Here is a 16,450-nt window from a genome sequence, read left to right as displayed (position 1 = left end):
TGTCGCGGCAGGTGCGTTCGGTGGACGAGTTGCTCAAGCAGGCCGATCTGGCCATGTACGAGTCCAAAGCCGCCGGACGCAACACCATGCGCTTTTTTGATCCGGCGATGCAGGCCCTGGTGGCGCATCGCATCAGCATCGAACACGACATGCGCCTGGGTCTCAAGCGCGACGAATTTGTGCTGTTTTACCAGCCGGTGGTGGACAGCCAGGCACGCGTGGTGGGGGTCGAGGCCCTGGTGCGCTGGCAGCATCCCGTGCGTGGACTGGTGGCGCCGGGCGAATTTGTCGAAGTGGCCGAGCAGACGGGCCTGATCCTGCCATTGGGACAATGGGTACTGCGCAGCGCCTGTGTGCAGTTGGCCAGCTGGGCGCAGAGCCCCGAAACTGCCGGATTGACCATGGCCGTCAACGTGAGTGCAAGACAGTTCCGGCATCCGGATTTTGTCGCGAATGTCATCAGCACACTGCAAGCCACCGGTGCCAAGCCAGGCCTGCTGAAGCTGGAAATCACCGAAAGCCTGTTGCTCACCGACATGCAGGAAGCCATTGAGACCATGCAGGCCTTGCGTGCCGAGGGGCTGACATTTTCACTGGACGACTTTGGCACCGGGTATTCCAGCCTGTCTTATCTCAAACGACTGCCCCTGGATCAGCTCAAGATTGACCAGTCGTTCGTGCGTGATGTGCTGACCGACCCCAACGACGCCGCCATCGCCCGCACGGTCCTGGCCTTGGGGCGCAGCCTGGGCCTGCGTGTGGTGGCCGAAGGGGTGGAAGAATCCGGGCAATGGGCTTTTCTGCTGGAGCAGGGGTGCACCCTGTTTCAGGGGTATCTGTTTGGCAAACCGGTGCCGTTGGCCCAGCTGCGGCTGGGCTGCTTGATGCCGTCACGTTGACCCGCTGCCGGTTGGTTTCCGGTTTCAGCGGGAGAAAAAAGCGCTGAATTTCCAGAGCAGCAAGAGTCCCACGACCAACCAGATGGCCACCACCATGATCGCGCCGCCGATGGCCTTGGGCCGGTCATGGGCCTGACGCAGCCACTCGGCGGCTTGAAGTCGGGATTGCTCCAGCACCTCGGTGGGGATCAGGCGGACCGTCAGCCAAATCAGGGCCGGCAAAAGCAGCAGATCATCCACATAACCCAGCACCGGGATGAAGTCCGGGATCAAATCGATGGGACTCAGGGCATAAGCCACGACAAAGGCGCCAAGTGCCTTGGCATACCAGGGGGTTTGCGGGTGGTTTTTGGCAAACCACAACGCCACGGCATCGGTTTTGATGCGCCTGGCCCACTGGCGGAGTTGGTCGAGGAGGGGCATCGCGGCTTGCAGGGGCGTTTCAAGCGGCTGCTGCAAACCCGCCTGCTCAGGGACTACTCGTCGCTGGCGGCCGGTGTGTCGGCCGCGGCATCGTGCCGCTGGTCCAGCTCTGCCACCGCGGCGCGCACCTGGGCTTTGTCACCGGCACTGGCAAATTTGCTGTATTTGCCCAGAATGCCGACCAACTGGCCGTAAATCCGCGGGTTGCCGGCCAGGCATTCGTGCTGCTCCAGAAAATCGGCGTCGCCAGACAGATTGCCGACCAAGCCACCGGCTTCGGTGACCAGCAGCGAACCGGCAGCCACGTCCCAGGGCTGCAGGCCGGTTTCAAAAAAGCCGTCGGTAAAGCCGGCAGCCACGTAGGCCAGGTCCAGCGCGGCAGCCCCCGGGCGGCGCAGGCCGGCGGTGCGCTGCATCACATCACCCATCATGCGCAGATAGGTGTTGAAGTCATCCCCCTTGCGAAACGGAAAGCCGGTGGAAATCAGGCATTCCTGCAGGCGGGTGCGTTTGGCCACGCGGATGCGACGGTTGTTCATGTAGGCGCCCCGGCCCTTGGTGGCGGTGAACAGGTCGTTGCGGCTGGGGTCGTAGATGACGGCCTGTTCCACCTTGCCTTTGACGGCCAGCGCAATACTCACGCAGTAAATGGGCAGACCGTGGATGAAGTTGGTGGTGCCGTCCAGCGGGTCGATGATCCAGACATAGTCGGAGTCCTGGGCGCCATGCACACGGCCCGATTCTTCGGCCCAGATGGCGTGGCCAGGGTAGGCGCCCAGCAGGGTTTCAATGATGATTTGCTCGGAAGCCTGATCCACTTCGGTGACAAAATCATTGACCTGCTTTTGCGAGACGCGCACGGATTCAACGTCAAGCGCGGCGCGGTTGATGATGGTGCCGGCAGCGCGGGCGGCTTTCACAGCCACGTTGATCATCGGGTGCAGATTGGGAGAAGTCATGATGGGGTCAGTAATTGCCGGACAGGTGGTGCGTTGGCCTGGGCGGCGAGTTGCAGAGGGCGTCGTTGCGCGAACGCGGGCAGCGACAATAGTGCTATTTTAACGGCCACCACATGCAGACGCGATTTATCCTGATCCATACCAGTCACGCGGGCAACGTTGGTGCCGCCGCCCGGGCCATGAAAACCATGGGTTTTGATGATCTGGTGCTGGTGGCGCCGCGTTGGCCCAATGTGCTGCGGCGCGACGAAACCATCCAGCGCGCCAGTGGCGCCACTGACGTGTTGAAAAACGCCCGGATTGTGGACACGCTGGACGAGGCGCTGGACGGCATGACCCACCTGTGCGCAACGGCCATGACCCCACGCGACTTTGGCCCGCCCACCCGAACCCCGCGTGAACATTTCAAAATGCTATTGAATCAGGAGCTATATAGGCAGGAAACACCTGGGATAGAGGCTGAAAAAGCCCGTAACTCAGGGGTGGCTTTCCTGTTTGGTTCAGAACGTTTTGGCATGCGCAACGAAGACGTGTACCGTTGCCACGTGTGCCTGAGCATTCCCAGCAACCCTCAATTTGGCTCACTCAACCTGGCGTCCGCGCTGCAGGTGATTGCCTATGACTGGCGTGAAGCCCTGGGGGGCTATTTGGTGCAGCCGGTCACGACCATGCCGACGCTGGCCGATGCGGCCCAGGTGGCCGGTATGCTGGCGCATCTGGAGCAAGGGCTGCAGGCCATCGGTTTCCTGGACCCGCAGTCCCCCAAAAAACTCATGCCCCGGCTTAATCAGCTGTTCAACCGCGCTGCGCTCACCCAGGAGGAAATCCACATCCTGCGTGGCATCGCCAAGATGATGCTGAAAACGCCGACCACGGATGAAACAGCCCTGTCCGTGTCCCCGTCTTCGCTCACCGACTAGACTTCGTCCATGTTTTCCAGACTCCGCTCCGACGTTCAGTGCATTCTCGACCGCGACCCTGCTGCCCGCAGCACCTGGGAGGTTCTGACCTGTTACCCCGGACTGCATGCCGTGGTGCTGCACCGGCTGGCGCATGTGTGCTGGACGCACGGGTTCAAGTGGCTGGGGCGTTTTATCTCGCACCTCACCCGGTTTTTGACCGGCATCGAGATCCATCCGGGCGCCAGGATCGGCGACCGGGTGTTTTTTGACCACGCCATGGGGGTGGTGGTGGGGGAGACGGCAGAAATTGGCGACGACTGCACCATCTACCAGGGCGTGACGCTGGGCGGCACCTCTCTCTACAAAGGCACCAAGCGTCATCCCACGCTGGGGCGGGGGGTGGTGGTGGGGGCTGGGGCCCAGGTGCTGGGTGGCTTCACGGTCGGTGATGGTGCCAAGGTCGGCTCCAACGCCGTGGTGACCAAGCCGGTGCCAGCCGGGGCCACGGCGGTGGGCAACCCGGCACGCATCATCCAGGCCGATCTGGACGTCAAACGTGAGGAGGCGGCTTCCAAAATGGGTTTTTCCGCCTATGGTGTCACGCAGAGCGACGACCCGCTGAGCCAGGCCATGCGTGGCTTGATTGACAACGCTTCCAGCCAGGAGCACCAGATTGCCCTGCTGTGGAAAGCCATTGAGACGCTGCAAGCCAACCGCGCTGCGGGTGATTGCGTGCCCTGCGATGCGGCGCTGAAGGAGCATTTTGAAGCGGAACGGCTGAACCAGCTGGTGGGCAAATAAATCATGCGCTGGGCGTTTCAGAGGCTGCTTCGGCTGGTGCGCCTGTGGTGTGTGGCGTGGGTCCTGTTGGGTGTTGTGGGTTGTGGTGCTGCGTTTGGTGCGACAGCTGCGCCGTTCATTTTTGGCGCTAATGCAGAGCCCCAGGCGTTCGGCGTTCGCTGGGGCACCTTGATCCTCTCCGAAGCCTTCCGCCGTCTGGGGATGCCGATGCAAATCGTTCATTACCCGATGGCGCGTTATGCCGCCATGCTGGATTCGGGGGAGATTGACGGTGACCCTTCGCGCATTTACGACTATGGTGCGGCGCATCCCAATTTGATCCGGGTGGAAGAGTCCATCATTGACATGGGTTTTGTGATGTATGCCGCCAAGCCGGACATCAAGCTGAAAAACCTGGAACAGCTACGCACCTCTGGCTGGGCGGTGGAGTACCAGCGTGGTGTGCTGTTTTGTGAAAACAAGCTCAAGGAGGTGGTGCCGCAAGATTCTTTGAGCAGTATTTCCAGCGGCGAGCAGGGGCTGAGGAAGTTGCTGGCCGGGCGCACTGATGTGTATTGTGATCTGGAGACCTCAATGCGCCGATACCTCAACAGCCCCGAGTTCAAGGACAACACGCGCCTGTTCAAAGTGTTTCATTTGGCGACCTTGCCCACCTACCCCTACCTGCATCCCAAACACGCCGCATTGGCCCCGCGTCTGGCGGCTATCCTGAAGCAGCTCAAGGCCGAAGGTCTGGTCGAGGCCTATCGTGTGCAGGTCGAAAAAGACCTGAAGTGGACACGCTGAGCTTGCGCCAGCTCAGGGGCCAAAAGTGCGGATGGCTGCTTTGGGCCTGAAGGCCTTGCACACGGCCTCGTTGGTTTCGATGTATGGCCCGCCAATCAGGTCGACACAATAGGGCACGGCGGCAAAGATGCCGTTCACTACCGACTGGCCGTTGGCGTCTTTCAGGCCTTCGAGTGTTTCGGCGATGGCTTTGGGCTGGCCCGGCAGGTTGATGATCAGCGTCTGGTGGCGAATCACGGCCACCTGACGCGACAAAATGGCCGTGGGCACAAATTTCAGGCTGACCTGGCGCATCTGTTCCCCAAAACCGGGCATTTCCTTGTGCGCCACGGCCAGGGTGGCTTCGGGCGTCACGTCGCGCAAGGCCGGGCCGGTGCCCCCGGTGGTCAGTACCAGGGCGCAGCCGGCATCCACCAGCTCGATCAGGGTGGCGCTGATGGTGGCTTGCTCGTCTGGAATCAGCCGTGGCTCGAACTGCAGCGGGTTTTGGATGGCCCGGCTCAGCCAATCCTGCAGGGCCGGCAGGCCCTTGTCTTCATAGACGCCGCTGGAAGCGCGGTCGCTGACGGACACAATGCCGATCTTGATCGGGTCAAAGGGGTTGCGGGTGTTCAAGAGGCCTCCCGGGCAGGGCTGAAAGTGGCGGGTGCGGGTGCGTTGTCCGGTTCCGGCAGCTCGGTCAGGGTGTCGCGCACCAACTGGAAAATCTCGCGGTAGGCGCGGCCATGGCGAACGGCAGCGCCGGGTTTGTCCGGCACGGCGTCCTTGCGCGCCTGGCGGATCAGGGCACGCAGCTGCTGGCTGTCGGTGCCGGGGTGTTCGGCGATCCACTGGCCCGCGGCGTCATCGTGGCTGATCAGGCGGTCGCGCCAGACTTCGGCCTGGTGCAGCACCAGGTTTTCCGCCGCCGAGCCGTTGGCCTGCTCATCCAGCGCGGCCTTGACGGCCTCGACCTCCTGGGGTTCGAGCTTGCGCATGAGTTTGCCAATGAACTGCATCTGGCGGCGTTTGCCTTCAAAATTGGTGATGCGTTTGGCGTCGGAGATGGCGTCCAGGAACTTGTCGGACAGGGTCAGACGCCCCAGAAGATCCGCGCGCAAGGTCAGCAGCGCCTCACCGAGTTTTTGCAATTCGGTGCTTTCACGTTTGAGGTCGGTGCGGCTTTGCTCGTCGGTCCCTTTGAGCTCGCGTTTGAGTTCCAGGTCGCGTTCGCTGCCTTCGGCCACGAATTCGCCCTGGACAAAATAGCCTTTTTTCAATTTTCTTGACATAGCTGGGTATCATAGCCGCCGCTATGAACAAACCCAAATCGCCCAAGTCAGCGGCCCGCCGGGCAGCCCCTTCCACCCCCACCACGACAACCCAGGCCGAATCCGGTTTTGCCTACAGCCGGGCTTTTTTTGAAGACCTGGTGGGCAGTGCGCTGCAGCACGCCAAAAAACTGGGTGCCACGGATGCCTCGGCCCACGCCTCGGAGGGCTGTGGCCTGAGTGTGTCGGTGCGCAAGGGCGAGCTGGAGAACGTGGAGCGCAACCGCGACAAGTCGCTGGGCATCACCGTGCACCTGGGGCAGCGCCGGGGCAACGCCAGCACCTCGGACTTTTCGCAGACCGCCATCCGGCAAACGGTACAAGCGGCGTTTGACATCGCCCGATTCACCGCCGAAGACCCGTTTGCCGCGTTGCCAGACGCCGCCGACATCGCCCAGCCGTCGGAGCAGCGCACCGATCTGGATCTCTTTTTCCCCTGGGCCATCACCAGTGCCGAGGCGGCGCAATTGGCGCTGCAGACCGAAGCCGCTGCGCTCAAGGTGGACAAACGTATCACCAACAGCGAAGGGGCCAGTGTGTCGGCCCAGCAGTCGCACTTTTTCAGCGCCCATACCCACGGTTTTCGCGGTGGTTACGCCAGCTCGCGCCATTCGGTGTCGGTGTCACCGATTGCCGGCAAGGGCGCAGCCATGCAGCGCGACTATTGGTACAGCTCCCAGCGTGATGCCGCCGAGCTGGCCGCACCTGAGGCCATTGGCCGCTACGCCGCCGAGCGTGCCCTGAGCCGCTTGAATGCCCGCAAGATCGCCACCACCGAGTGCCCGGTGTTGTTTGAGTCGCCGCTGGCGGCCGGCTTGCTGGGCAGTTTTGTGCAGGCGGTCAGCGGTGGTTCGCTGTACCGCAAGAGTTCGTTTTTGCTCGACTCCCTGGGCAAGGCCGTGTTTCCGAAACACATCGACATTCTGGAAGACCCGTTTGTCAAACGTGGCAAGGGCAGTTCGCCATTTGACGACGAAGGGGTGCGGGTACAGGCCCGCAGCGTGGTGGAAGCCGGCAAGGTGCAGGGTTATTTTCTGAGCAGTTATTCCGCGCGCAAACTGGGCATGAAAACCACCGGCAACGCCGGTGGCTCGCATAACCTGATCTTGACTTCGCGCCTGACCCGCGCCGGTGACAACCTGGACGCGATGCTGGAGCGCCTGGGCACCGGCCTGTTTGTCACCGAGCTGATGGGCAGCGGGGTCAACGCCGTCACCGGCGATTACTCGCGCGGCGCCAGCGGCTTCTGGGTGGAAAACGGCCGTATTGCCTATCCCGTGCAGGAAATCACCATTGCCGGCAACATGAAGACCATGTTCAAGGAGATCGTGGCCATTGGCGCCGACAGCTACAACTACGGCGCCAAGACTGTGGGCTCGGTGCTGATCAAACGCATGAAGGTGGCGGGCAGCTGACCTTAAGCGCGCTCCAGCCGGATCGCCACGCCACTGAGCACCGCATTGCCCGACAGCGGGTCGCGTAACTGGTCGTCCAGCAGGGCGTTGAGATTGGCCCCCGGGCGTTCGGCGGCCACATGCAGTTGTGCGCCAGGCAGGTTGTGGCCCCAGCCATGTGGCAGGCTGACCACGCCAGGCATCATGTCGGTGCAGAGTTGCACCTGGGCCTGCACACGGCGTGGGCCGTTGTGCAGTGTGGCCAGGGCGCCGTCGCTCAGACCATGACGGGCGGCATCGTCGGGGTGAACCAGCACCGTGCAGCGGAACGGGCCTTTGGCCAGGGTCGGCAGGTTGTGCATCCAGCTGTTGTTGCTGCACACGTCGCGTCGGCCAATAATGACTAAATCGGGTGTTAGCCCGCGTATATCCTGCTTTGTGCGCTCTAAATCTTGTAGCAATAGGGGTGGTGCCAGCTCCACCTTGCCGCTCGGGGTGCGCAGCATCTCGGGGATACGTGGTTGCAGCTCGCCCAGGTCAATACCGCCGCCGGGACTAGCGTCCATCACTTTTTGCAGCGTCAGGCCACCCGGATTCAGACCGAATTGGTCGCCATAGGGGCCGCTGCGCAGGGCCACTTCCAGCGCTCGCAGCGGGCCGCGCAGGCCTTGGGTGGCGGCCATCACGGCCTGGGTGGGTGGACCCAACAGGCGCTGGGCGTCTTCGGTAAACAGGGTGTCGTCCAGCGTATTGGCATCGGCTTGCGCGCCCAGACCCTGGATGATGGCGGCGAGCTTGAGCAAGGTTTGCCATTCTTCGGGCTGACCTTCGGGGCGGGGCAGCACCGCCGGGCTGTAACGCACGTGGTTGCGCCAGGAGAGTTGGGGAAAGGCTACGTCGTAATGCAAGTCTTCCAGCGGCGAGGGGCCGGGCAGGATCACGTCCGCATGGCGGGTGGTTTCGTTGAGGTAAATGTCCAGGCTGACCATGAAGTCGAGCGATTCCAGGGCCTGGGCCAGGCGCGGGCCATTCGGGCTGGAGAGCACGGGGTTGGTCGCCACCGTGATGAGGGCGCGGATTTGTCCTTCACCGGGGGTGTCGATTTCCTCGGCCAGGCAGGTGATGGGCAGCTCGCCATACACCTCGGGCGCACCGCTGACGCGGGCGTGGTGGCGTCCGGTGCTGACCCCCTTGCCGATGCCGGGTTTGCCGACGGTGTTGCTGGCAAAGGCTGCCGCTTTGGCAAACAGCATGCCGCCTTCCAGGTCCAGGTGGTCGGTCAGGGTGTTGAGCACGTCCACCAGCCAGCTGGCCAGTGTGCCGTAGGTCTGGGTGCAGGTGCCAATGCGGGCATACACGGCCGCGCGTGGGGTGGCGGCAATTTGGCGGGCCAGGGCGCGAATGGTGGCGGCCGCCACGCCACAGCGTGCACTCACGGCTTCGGGGGTGAAAGGGGTCACGGCCTGCTGGACGTCCTGCACGCCGTTGACCCACGGCGCCACACGGCCCAGCGTCACCAGGCTTTCAGCAAACAGGGTGTGCACCATGGCGGCGAGCAAAAACACATCGGCGCCGGGGCGGATGAAGTGGTGCGCGTCAGCGATGGCGGCGGTCTCGGTGCGGCGCGGGTCGATCACGATCAGCTGGCCGCCGCGGGCCTGCAGCGCCTTGGCCTTGCCCCTGAAGTCGGGCACGGTCCACATGCTGCCGTTGCTGACCATCGGGTTGGCACCAATCACCAGCAGCAGGTCGGTGCGGGTGATGTCGGGCAGGGCGGTGGAAAGCCAGTGGCCAAACATCAGCCCGCTGGCGAGTTGTTTGGGCATCTGGTCCAGCGTGGAGGCCGAGAACACGTTTTTGCTGCCCAGGGTGCGCGCCAGCTTGCCAAGGTAGGTCAGCAGGCCAATCTTGTGCGCTGATGGGTTGCCAACCACCACGCCGACGGCGTTGCGCCCCTGGGTCGCGAGCACCGCAGGCAGGCGCTTTTCAATTTCGGCAAAGGCCTCTTCCCAGCTGGCTTCGACATGCACGCCGTTGCGTTTGATGCGTGGCGTGCGCAGCCGGTCCGGGTCTTCCTGCAGGTCTTTCAGGGCCACGGCCTTGGGGCAGATGTAACCGCCGCTCAGCACATCGGCGTCGTGACCGCGGATGCTGATGACTTTTTGGTCACGTACCTTGATTTCGAGGCCGCAACAGGCTTCACACAGGGGGCAGATACGGTGGTGGGTGGTCTCGCTCATGATATTGAAGGTTTGATGGAACAAACCGGCTTTATCACATCCTGGGTGCGCCCGGTCCAGCACCTGGGCGACTGCCCCGACGGCGAAGTCGGGACAGTGCCAGCGGGTGGGTCAATGCCCCAGGATTTTCGACAGGAAGTCCCGGCTGCGGTCGCTTTGCGGGTTGTTGAAGAAGTCGTGCGGGTTATTCTGCTCGACGATCTGACCCTGGTCCATGAAGATCACGCGGTCAGCTACCGCCTTGGCAAAACCCATTTCGTGCGTGACGCACAGCATGGTGATGCCTTCGTCGGCCATGGCGATCATCACGTCCAGCACTTCCTTGATCATTTCCGGGTCGAGTGCCGAGGTGGGCTCGTCAAACAGCATGATCTTGGGTTTCAGGCACAGGGCGCGGGCAATCGCCACGCGCTGCTGCTGGCCGCCGGAGAGTTGCAGCGGGTATTTGCCGGCCTGTTCGGCAATACGCACACGCTTCAACTGCAGCATGGCCTTTTCTTCAGCCTCTTTCTTGGGCATTTTGCCGACCCACATGGGGGACAGTGTCAGGTTTTCCAGCACGGTCAGGTGCGGGAACAGGTTGAACTGCTGGAACACCATGCCGACTTCCTTGCGCACCTGGTCGATGGCCTTGACGTCGTCAGTCAGCTCGGTGCCATCGACAATCAGGCGGCCTTCCTGATGTTCTTCCAGCCGGTTGATGCAGCGGATCAGCGTTGATTTGCCGGAGCCCGATGGCCCGCAGATGACGATGCGTTCGCCCTTGGCGACGCTCAGGTCAATGTCGCGCAGGACATGGAAATTGTTGCCGTACCACTTGTTGACTTTGTCAAAGGTGATGATGGGGGAGGAATTGGTTTCAGCCATGATCGAATTCTGATGAGTATGAAGTGGTTAACGCAGCTTGCTCTTGTTGACCTGTTTCTCGACCCAGTGGCTGTAGCGCGACATGGAGAAGCAGAACACAAAGTAAATCAGGGCAATGAAGATGTAGCCTTCAATGGTGAACGGGCGCCAGTTGGCGTCGGAGTTGAGTGCCAGGCTCATGGCCCCGGTCAGTTCGTAGAGACTCACAATGGTCACCAGCGAAGTGTCCTTGAAGGTGGAGATGAAATTGTTCATGATGCCGGGCACCACCATTGCCAGCGCCTGGGGCAGCACGATCTTGCGCTGGGTCTGCCAGTAGGACAGTCCCAGTGTGGCGGCGGCTTCGGTCTGGCCTTTGGGCACGGCCTGCAAGCCACCACGAATCACCTCGGCCATGTAGGCTGCGGCAAACAGGGTGATCCCCACCAGCACACGGATCAACACGTCAATCTGCAGGCCCTGCGGCATGAACAGCGGGAACATGAACGAGGCCATGAACAGCACGGAGATCAGCGGCACGCCGCGGATCAGTTCCACATAAATCGTGCAGAAACTGCGGATGGCCGGCAGCTTGGAGCGCCGCCCCAGTGCCACCAGCAGCGCAATCGGGAAGGATGCCACCAGCGACAGTGAGGCCAGCAGAATGGTCAGTGGCAAGCCACCCCAGCGGTCGGTTTCCACCTTGATCAGGCCCAGGGTGTTGCCGTACATCAGTGTGAAAAAGACGGTCAGCACGGCTAGCCAGAGCAGGGGTAGCCAGGCTTTCCAGAAAGCCCGCACGCAGCTGGCGATCAACAGGCCGACCAGCAGTGTGGTGGCCACGAGCGGCCGCCACTGTTGTTCAAACGGGTACCGGCCAAAAATGATCACACGGTATTTCTCCGCGATCACGCCCCAGCAGGCACCTGCGCCATCGAGACGGCAGGCTTCATAGTTGGGTTGCCAGACGGCCTTGATCAGAGCCCAGTTCAGGATCTGGGGGATGAACCACAGCAGCAGGCCGCCGACGACGACAGTAGCCAGCGATGTTTTCCAATCGGCCAGCAGATTGGCCTTGACCCAGGCCACCGGGCCGGCCGACTGATTGGGCGCCGGACGCGGCGCAATAGGTAGAAAAGTGTTTGCAGTCATGATGAGGCTCGCTTCAACGTTCTTTGATGGCGGCGCGGCTGTTGTACCAGTTCATCAACAGCGCGGTACCCAGCGAGGTGCTCAGATACACCAGCATCACCAGCGAGATACATTCCACGGCGCGCCCGGTCTGGTTGAGTGACGTGTTGGCAATCGACACCACGTCGGGGTAACCAATAGCGACGGCCAGCGAGGAGTTTTTGGTCAGGTTCAGGTATTGGTTGGTCAGCGGTGGAATGATCACACGCAGTGCCTGCGGCAGCATCACCAGGCGCATTTCCTGGTTGCGGCTCAGGCCCAGCGCCGAGGCAGCTTCACTCTGGCCGCGGGCGACCGAAGCAATGCCGCCGCGCACCACTTCGGCGATGAACGACGCGGTATAGAGTGTCAGGCCCATCAACACGGCCAGGAACTCGGGTGTGAGCGCGCCACCGTTTTCAATGGAAAAGTCACCTTTGACGGGGCGGTTGAACTCGGTGGGCGCGCCACCCAGTACCCAGCCAGCCAGACTGGCCAGCAGCAGGATGGCCAGTGGCATCAAGACCATGCTGCGTGGTTTGCCGGTGGCTTCAAATTGACGCACAGCCCAGCGGCGGTAAGCCCAGGCCAACAGCACCCCTGGTAGCAGGCCATAAGCGGCCCAGAGCTGGCCGGTGCCCCAAACGGGAATGGGGTAGTTCAGGCCGCCCTTGCTCAGAAACAGGGGGCCCACCTGCCAGGCTTCAGCCGCTGGCGGCAACACTTCGGTGAGGATCACGTACCACATCAGCAGTTGCAGCAGCACCGGGATGTTGCGGAAAAATTCGACATACGACAGGCACAGGCCACGCACCAGGGCGTTGCGCGAGAAGCGGCCAACACCCAGCAGGGTGCCCAGCACCGTGGCCAGCACGATGCCCAGGATGGCGACGCGCAGCGTGTTGGTGACGCCGATCAGAAAGGCGCGCCAGTAGGCTTCACCCGAATCAAACGGGTACAGGCTTTCGCCGATATCAAAGCCGGCAGCCTGGGTCAAAAAGTCGAAACCGCTCTGGATGCCGCGAATGCGCATGTTGACGAGCGTGTTGTGGGCCAAAAACCAGACGACACCGGTGATGGCAAGAATGGCGACGATCTGGTAGATCAGTCCCCGAAAGGCCTGACTGCGCCAGGACCAGTTATTTTTTTTGGGAGGAGTATGTGTAGTCATGGTGCTGGGTGCCATGTGACGGCATGGGTTAGACACACTGCAAGCATCCGATGGGAGCTGTCAAAACAAAGCGCCGCATGAATCGCTTGTGGCGACATCAGGCGGCGCTAGAGGCGCTATTGAGCGCTTAACGAACCGGGTAGGCGTACATCAGGCCGCCCTTGTTCCACAGGTTGTTGACACCACGGGGCAGGCCCAGGGCAGATTTCGGACCAACATTGCGCTCGAAGATTTCACCGTAGTTGCCGGTGGCCTTGATAGCGCGGGCCATCCATTCCTTGTCCAGACCCAGCAACTTGCCGGTGTCTTCCGAGGTACCCAGAATCCGTTGTACCACGGGGTCTTTGCTTTCGGTCTTGAGTTTGTCCACATTGGCTTGGGTCACGCCATATTCCTCAGCTTCCAGCAGGCCATGGATGACCCACTTGACGATGGCAAACCACTCGTCGTCACCGCGGCGCACCATGGGGCCCAGAGGTTCCTTGGAGATCAGCTCAGGCAGGATGACGTGTTCTTTGGGGTCTTTGGCAACCTTGTTGCGGGTCGAAGCCAGACCAGAGGCGTCAGTGGTGTAGGCAATGCAACGGCCAGTGAAGTAGGCATTTTCAGCAGCTTCGAGTTTCTCAAACACCACGGGCTTGATATTCAGGCCGTTGGCTTTGGAGTAGTCGGTCAGGTTTTTCTCGGTGGTGGTGCCAGACTGCACACACACGGTTTGGCCCTTGAGCTGCTTGGCGCTCTTGATCTTGCTCTTGACCGGCACCATGAAGCCTTGGCCATCATAATAAGTCACGCCAGTGGCGTGCATGCCCAGGGACGCGTCACGGGTCAGCGTGAAAGTGGTGTTGCGCGACAGCACATCCACTTCGCCGGATTGCAGCGCGGTGAAACGCTGTTGTGCGTTCAGCGGGACATACTTGACCTTTTCAGCATCGCCCAGCGTGGCAGCAGCCACAGCGCGGCACACGTCCACGTCCAGACCGCTCCATTTGCCGGCAGAGTCGGCAGCACCAAAGCCGGCCAGACCGGTGTTGACACCGCAGATGACCTGGCCACGGGCCTTGATGCCGTCCAGGGTTTTGCCTGCGTGGGCGGGCGCGGCAGCCAAAGTGCCAAAAGCGGCTGCAACGAGAGCCAGTGTTTTGAGATTGCTAAAACGCATACGTGTTACTCCAGTTAAAAAAAGATATCCGCGTTGATGAAACGAACTGAGAAATTCATCAAGAGCGCGACTTTACCAGCGGCGGGGAAGCCGTTGCCTCGGGGTTTACTCTTGAACTTTATGCAATTCGCTCATAACTTAATTCGCTCGGTTTGCGGTATAAGACAAGCAGTAAGCGTGCCAAGCTGTGGTCTGGCACAGCTTGGCCGGACTGCCCTTCAGACAACACAGAACTTGGTGATACCTATGGTGATGCAGAAACAAGCCATTCTTGGCAAGCCGCTGGCGGGCTGGCGCCTGAGGTTGTACACCGTTATTTTTGAGGCCGACACCCGTGCTGGTCGCTGGTTTGATCAAGCCCTGATTGCGGTGATTCTGGCCAGTGTGGCTGTGGTGGTGGCCGACAGTGTGCAAAGCATCAATCATGATTTCCATTTTGAGTTGATGCTGCTGGAGTGGTTTTTCACGCTGGTTTTTACGGTGGAATACCTGGCGCGTCTGGCCTGTGTGCGCCACCCTTGGCGTTATGCCTTGAGTTTTTACGGCGTGATCGACTTGCTGGCCTTGCTGCCGACTTACCTGGCGTTGCTGGTGCCCGAGGTGGGGGTGCTGATTGATGTGCGGGTTTTGCGCCTGTTGCGGGTATTTCGGGTGTTCAAGCTGACCGCGTATGTGTCGGAGTACCAGGCCATTGGGCAGGCGCTGCGTGCCAGTCGCCGCAAGATTCTGGTGTTTCTGGCCGCGGTGTTGATGATTGTGCTGGTCATTGGCACCCTGATGTATGTGGTGGAAGGCCCGACCCACGGCTTTACCAGCATCCCGACATCGGTGTATTGGGCGATCACCACCATGACCACTGTTGGTTTTGGCGACATCACCCCTAAAACCGACCTGGGTCGCCTGATTGCCTCTGCCATGATGCTGCTGGGCTGGGGCACGCTGGCGGTGCCCACCGGCATCGTCACGGCCGAGATGACCCACATCCGCAGAATACCCACCACCACCCGCACCTGCCAGGAATGCCTGACCGAAGGCCACCCGCCCGACGCCAATTTCTGCCGGCACTGTGGCGCCCGTTTGCCGTCTTATTTGCAGGACACTTGAGGTGGCCAGGCGCTGGGCACAATCCCCGCACCAGGCTGGTGCCTGTTGTTGTGAATGAAAGGAAACTGAATGACATTGACCCTGGTCAGCCCGGACAAAGTGGGCCTGAGTACAGCCCGGCTGGAACGCCTGATGGCGGTATTGCACAGTGAAGTGGCACGCAAGCGCCTGCCGGGCGCCGTGGCCGTGGTGGCACGGCACGGCAAGCTGGCGTTGCTGGACAGCGCTGGGCAACTCAACCCGGCCACCGGCGAAGCCATGCACCGGGACGCCCACTTCCGCATCTACTCCATGACCAAACCGATCGTGTCGGTGGCGGCCATGATGCTGGTGGAACAAGGCCGTTTGCTGCTGGCTGACCCGGTGTCCAAGTACCTGCCCGAATTTGCCGACCAGACCGTGGCCTTGCCAGACGGCAGCACCCAGGCGGTGCAGCGCGATGCCAGCGTGCACGATCTGTTGCGCCACACCGCCGGCCTGACTTATGAATTCCTCGGTAGCAGCCCGGTGCAACGGCAGTACACCCAGTTGCGTATGGGTTCGCGTGAGCGCAGTCTGGCCGAATTCACCACCCAGCTGGCCCGGTTGCCGCTGATGTACCAGCCCGGCAGCGTGTTCGAGTACAGCCGCGCCACCGATGTGCTGGGCCGTGTGATCGAGGTGATTGCCGCTGCGCCGCTGCAGCAGGTGCTGAAAGAATGGATTTTTGAACCCCTGGACATGCCCCATACCGGCTTCACTGTGCCGGCCCAGTACCACGGCCACATTGCCGAACCCTTTGCGCGCGACCCGGACGGTGGTGTGCAGATGCGGGTGATCGACGTGCGCACCGACGCCGCGCTGGCCTCGGGCGGTGGCGGCCTGATTTCCACAGCTCAGGATTACGCGCGTTTTTTGCAATTCATGCTCAACCGTGGCGAACTCGACGGCGTGCGCCTGCTGGGGCCGCGCACCGTGGACTTCATGACGACGGACCACTTGGGCGACATCGCCGTAGCCGACGGCGGCTCGCGGATGCTGTTGCCGGCCGGGCACGGTTTCGGCCTGGGTTTTGCCGTGCGCAAACACCTGGGTGTCGCACCAGTGCCGGGGTCGGTGGGGACCTATTTCTGGGGTGGTTTGGCCGGCACCACCTTTTTTGTCGACCCGACGCTGGACCTGTTCGCCTGCCTGATGCTGCAGGCGCCCAACCAGCGCGAGTATTACCGCATGCTGTTTCGTGACCTGGTCTACGCCGCGGTCATGGATTGAGAGCCAAACAGGCCTCCAGCCCGGATTTCATC

General features: G+C 61.6%; 16 protein-coding genes. 7 read left to right on the top strand and 9 right to left on the bottom strand.

What is annotated here, in order from left to right; translation table 11 throughout:
* Positions 1-899, top strand: an 899-nt coding sequence (locus tag PHW99_RS09885; RefSeq protein WP_300176409.1) for a GGDEF domain-containing phosphodiesterase, incomplete at its 5' end; no start/stop codon positions are given.
* 24 nt (positions 900-923) lie between these two features.
* Here PHW99_RS09885 and PHW99_RS09880 read toward each other — a convergent pair.
* Together PHW99_RS09880 and PHW99_RS09875 are read right to left on the bottom strand one after the other, a co-directional pair.
* A complete protein-coding gene (locus PHW99_RS09880; protein ID WP_300176407.1) occupies positions 924-1,322 on the bottom strand; it encodes a YkvA family protein in 399 nt (132 codons plus the stop codon).
* A 53-nt stretch (positions 1,323-1,375) separates the two neighbouring features.
* Entirely contained in the window at positions 1,376-2,281 is a 906-nt protein-coding gene (locus PHW99_RS09875) for an inositol monophosphatase family protein (RefSeq protein ID WP_300176404.1), read from the bottom strand.
* A 113-nt stretch (positions 2,282-2,394) separates the two neighbouring features.
* Here PHW99_RS09875 and PHW99_RS09870 point away from each other — a divergent pair, with 113 nt between their 5' ends.
* Genes PHW99_RS09870 through PHW99_RS09860 form a run of 3 tightly spaced genes read left to right on the top strand, consistent with a single transcriptional unit; the run spans position 2,395 to position 4,770 of the window.
* On the top strand, positions 2,395-3,201 hold the full coding sequence (locus PHW99_RS09870) for an RNA methyltransferase (RefSeq protein WP_300176402.1): 807 nt from the start codon (positions 2,395-2,397) through the stop codon (positions 3,199-3,201).
* A 9-nt stretch (positions 3,202-3,210) separates the two neighbouring features.
* Positions 3,211-3,984: a serine O-acetyltransferase gene (gene cysE / locus PHW99_RS09865; protein WP_300176400.1), complete on the top strand. Its 774-nt coding sequence runs from the start codon at positions 3,211-3,213 to the stop codon at positions 3,982-3,984.
* A gap of 3 nt (positions 3,985-3,987) precedes the next feature.
* Positions 3,988-4,770, top strand: coding sequence for a hypothetical protein (locus tag PHW99_RS09860; protein WP_300176397.1), 783 nt, complete (start codon positions 3,988-3,990; stop codon positions 4,768-4,770).
* Positions 4,771-4,782: 12 nt separating this feature from the next.
* Here PHW99_RS09860 and mog read toward each other — a convergent pair whose 3' ends face one another.
* Both mog and yjgA read right to left on the bottom strand, forming a co-directional pair.
* Complete coding sequence (mog, locus tag PHW99_RS09855) at positions 4,783-5,385, bottom strand: molybdopterin adenylyltransferase (RefSeq protein WP_300176394.1); 603 nt, start codon at positions 5,383-5,385, stop codon at positions 4,783-4,785.
* Positions 5,382-6,041, bottom strand: coding sequence for a ribosome biogenesis factor YjgA (gene yjgA / locus PHW99_RS09850; protein WP_300176391.1), 660 nt, complete (start codon positions 6,039-6,041; stop codon positions 5,382-5,384). The genes mog and yjgA overlap by 4 nt, the downstream gene beginning before the upstream one ends.
* Before the next feature lie 23 nt (positions 6,042-6,064).
* Between yjgA and pmbA the strand changes: the two genes are divergently transcribed.
* Positions 6,065-7,495: a metalloprotease PmbA gene (pmbA, locus tag PHW99_RS09845; RefSeq protein ID WP_300176388.1), complete on the top strand. Its 1,431-nt coding sequence runs from the start codon at positions 6,065-6,067 to the stop codon at positions 7,493-7,495.
* A gap of 2 nt (positions 7,496-7,497) precedes the next feature.
* On the opposite strand, the gene PHW99_RS09840 is transcribed toward pmbA, so the two are convergent.
* The 5 genes from PHW99_RS09840 to PHW99_RS09820 form a co-directional block, all read right to left on the bottom strand.
* Positions 7,498-9,714, bottom strand: coding sequence for a molybdopterin-dependent oxidoreductase (locus PHW99_RS09840; RefSeq protein ID WP_300176385.1), 2,217 nt, complete (start codon positions 9,712-9,714; stop codon positions 7,498-7,500).
* Positions 9,715-9,825: 111 nt separating this feature from the next.
* Positions 9,826-10,581, bottom strand: a complete 756-nt coding sequence (locus PHW99_RS09835) for an amino acid ABC transporter ATP-binding protein (RefSeq protein WP_300176382.1) — start codon at positions 10,579-10,581, stop codon at positions 9,826-9,828.
* A 27-nt stretch (positions 10,582-10,608) separates the two neighbouring features.
* Positions 10,609-11,712, bottom strand: coding sequence for an amino acid ABC transporter permease (locus tag PHW99_RS09830; RefSeq protein ID WP_300176379.1), 1,104 nt, complete (start codon positions 11,710-11,712; stop codon positions 10,609-10,611).
* A gap of 13 nt (positions 11,713-11,725) precedes the next feature.
* Positions 11,726-12,901 carry an ABC transporter permease subunit gene (locus PHW99_RS09825; protein ID WP_300176376.1) on the bottom strand — a complete coding sequence of 392 codons (1,176 nt, stop codon included), beginning with the start codon at positions 12,899-12,901 and terminating at the stop codon, positions 11,726-11,728.
* A gap of 127 nt (positions 12,902-13,028) precedes the next feature.
* Complete coding sequence (locus PHW99_RS09820) at positions 13,029-14,063, bottom strand: amino acid ABC transporter substrate-binding protein (RefSeq protein WP_300176373.1); 1,035 nt, start codon at positions 14,061-14,063, stop codon at positions 13,029-13,031.
* A 246-nt stretch (positions 14,064-14,309) separates the two neighbouring features.
* On the opposite strand from PHW99_RS09820, the gene PHW99_RS09815 reads away from it, so the two are divergent.
* Positions 14,310-15,167, top strand: coding sequence for an ion transporter (locus PHW99_RS09815; RefSeq protein WP_300176370.1), 858 nt, complete (start codon positions 14,310-14,312; stop codon positions 15,165-15,167).
* A gap of 69 nt (positions 15,168-15,236) precedes the next feature.
* Positions 15,237-16,418 (top strand): serine hydrolase, encoded by a 1,182-nt coding sequence (locus PHW99_RS09810; protein ID WP_300176368.1) that lies wholly within the window; start codon positions 15,237-15,239, stop codon positions 16,416-16,418.
* Positions 16,419-16,450: the final 32 nt, after the last annotated feature.

The sequence above is a fragment of the Rhodoferax sp. genome, assembly GCF_028689305.1.
In the GTDB taxonomy this organism is placed as follows: domain Bacteria; phylum Pseudomonadota; class Gammaproteobacteria; order Burkholderiales; family Burkholderiaceae_C; genus Rhodoferax.
The sequence above is the reverse complement of the archived record's forward strand: the minus strand, read 5'-3'. Positions and strand labels throughout refer to the sequence as shown.

Coding starts and splice junctions, on each gene's coding strand:
- PHW99_RS09880 (WP_300176407.1), bottom strand. CDS start 1,322: ATGCCCCTCCTCGACCAACTCCGCCAGTGGGCCAGGCGCATCAAAACC.
- PHW99_RS09875 (WP_300176404.1), bottom strand. CDS start 2,281: ATGACTTCTCCCAATCTGCACCCGATGATCAACGTGGCTGTGAAAGCC.
- PHW99_RS09870 (WP_300176402.1), top strand. CDS start 2,395: ATGCAGACGCGATTTATCCTGATCCATACCAGTCACGCGGGCAACGTT.
- cysE (WP_300176400.1), top strand. CDS start 3,211: ATGTTTTCCAGACTCCGCTCCGACGTTCAGTGCATTCTCGACCGCGAC.
- PHW99_RS09860 (WP_300176397.1), top strand. CDS start 3,988: ATGCGCTGGGCGTTTCAGAGGCTGCTTCGGCTGGTGCGCCTGTGGTGT.
- yjgA (WP_300176391.1), bottom strand. CDS start 6,041: ATGTCAAGAAAATTGAAAAAAGGCTATTTTGTCCAGGGCGAATTCGTG.
- pmbA (WP_300176388.1), top strand. CDS start 6,065: ATGAACAAACCCAAATCGCCCAAGTCAGCGGCCCGCCGGGCAGCCCCT.
- PHW99_RS09840 (WP_300176385.1), bottom strand. CDS start 9,714: ATGAGCGAGACCACCCACCACCGTATCTGCCCCCTGTGTGAAGCCTGT.
- PHW99_RS09835 (WP_300176382.1), bottom strand. CDS start 10,581: ATGGCTGAAACCAATTCCTCCCCCATCATCACCTTTGACAAAGTCAAC.
- PHW99_RS09830 (WP_300176379.1), bottom strand. CDS start 11,712: ATGACTGCAAACACTTTTCTACCTATTGCGCCGCGTCCGGCGCCCAAT.
- PHW99_RS09825 (WP_300176376.1), bottom strand. CDS start 12,901: ATGACTACACATACTCCTCCCAAAAAAAATAACTGGTCCTGGCGCAGT.
- PHW99_RS09820 (WP_300176373.1), bottom strand. CDS start 14,063: ATGCGTTTTAGCAATCTCAAAACACTGGCTCTCGTTGCAGCCGCTTTT.
- PHW99_RS09815 (WP_300176370.1), top strand. CDS start 14,310: ATGGTGATGCAGAAACAAGCCATTCTTGGCAAGCCGCTGGCGGGCTGG.
- PHW99_RS09810 (WP_300176368.1), top strand. CDS start 15,237: ATGACATTGACCCTGGTCAGCCCGGACAAAGTGGGCCTGAGTACAGCC.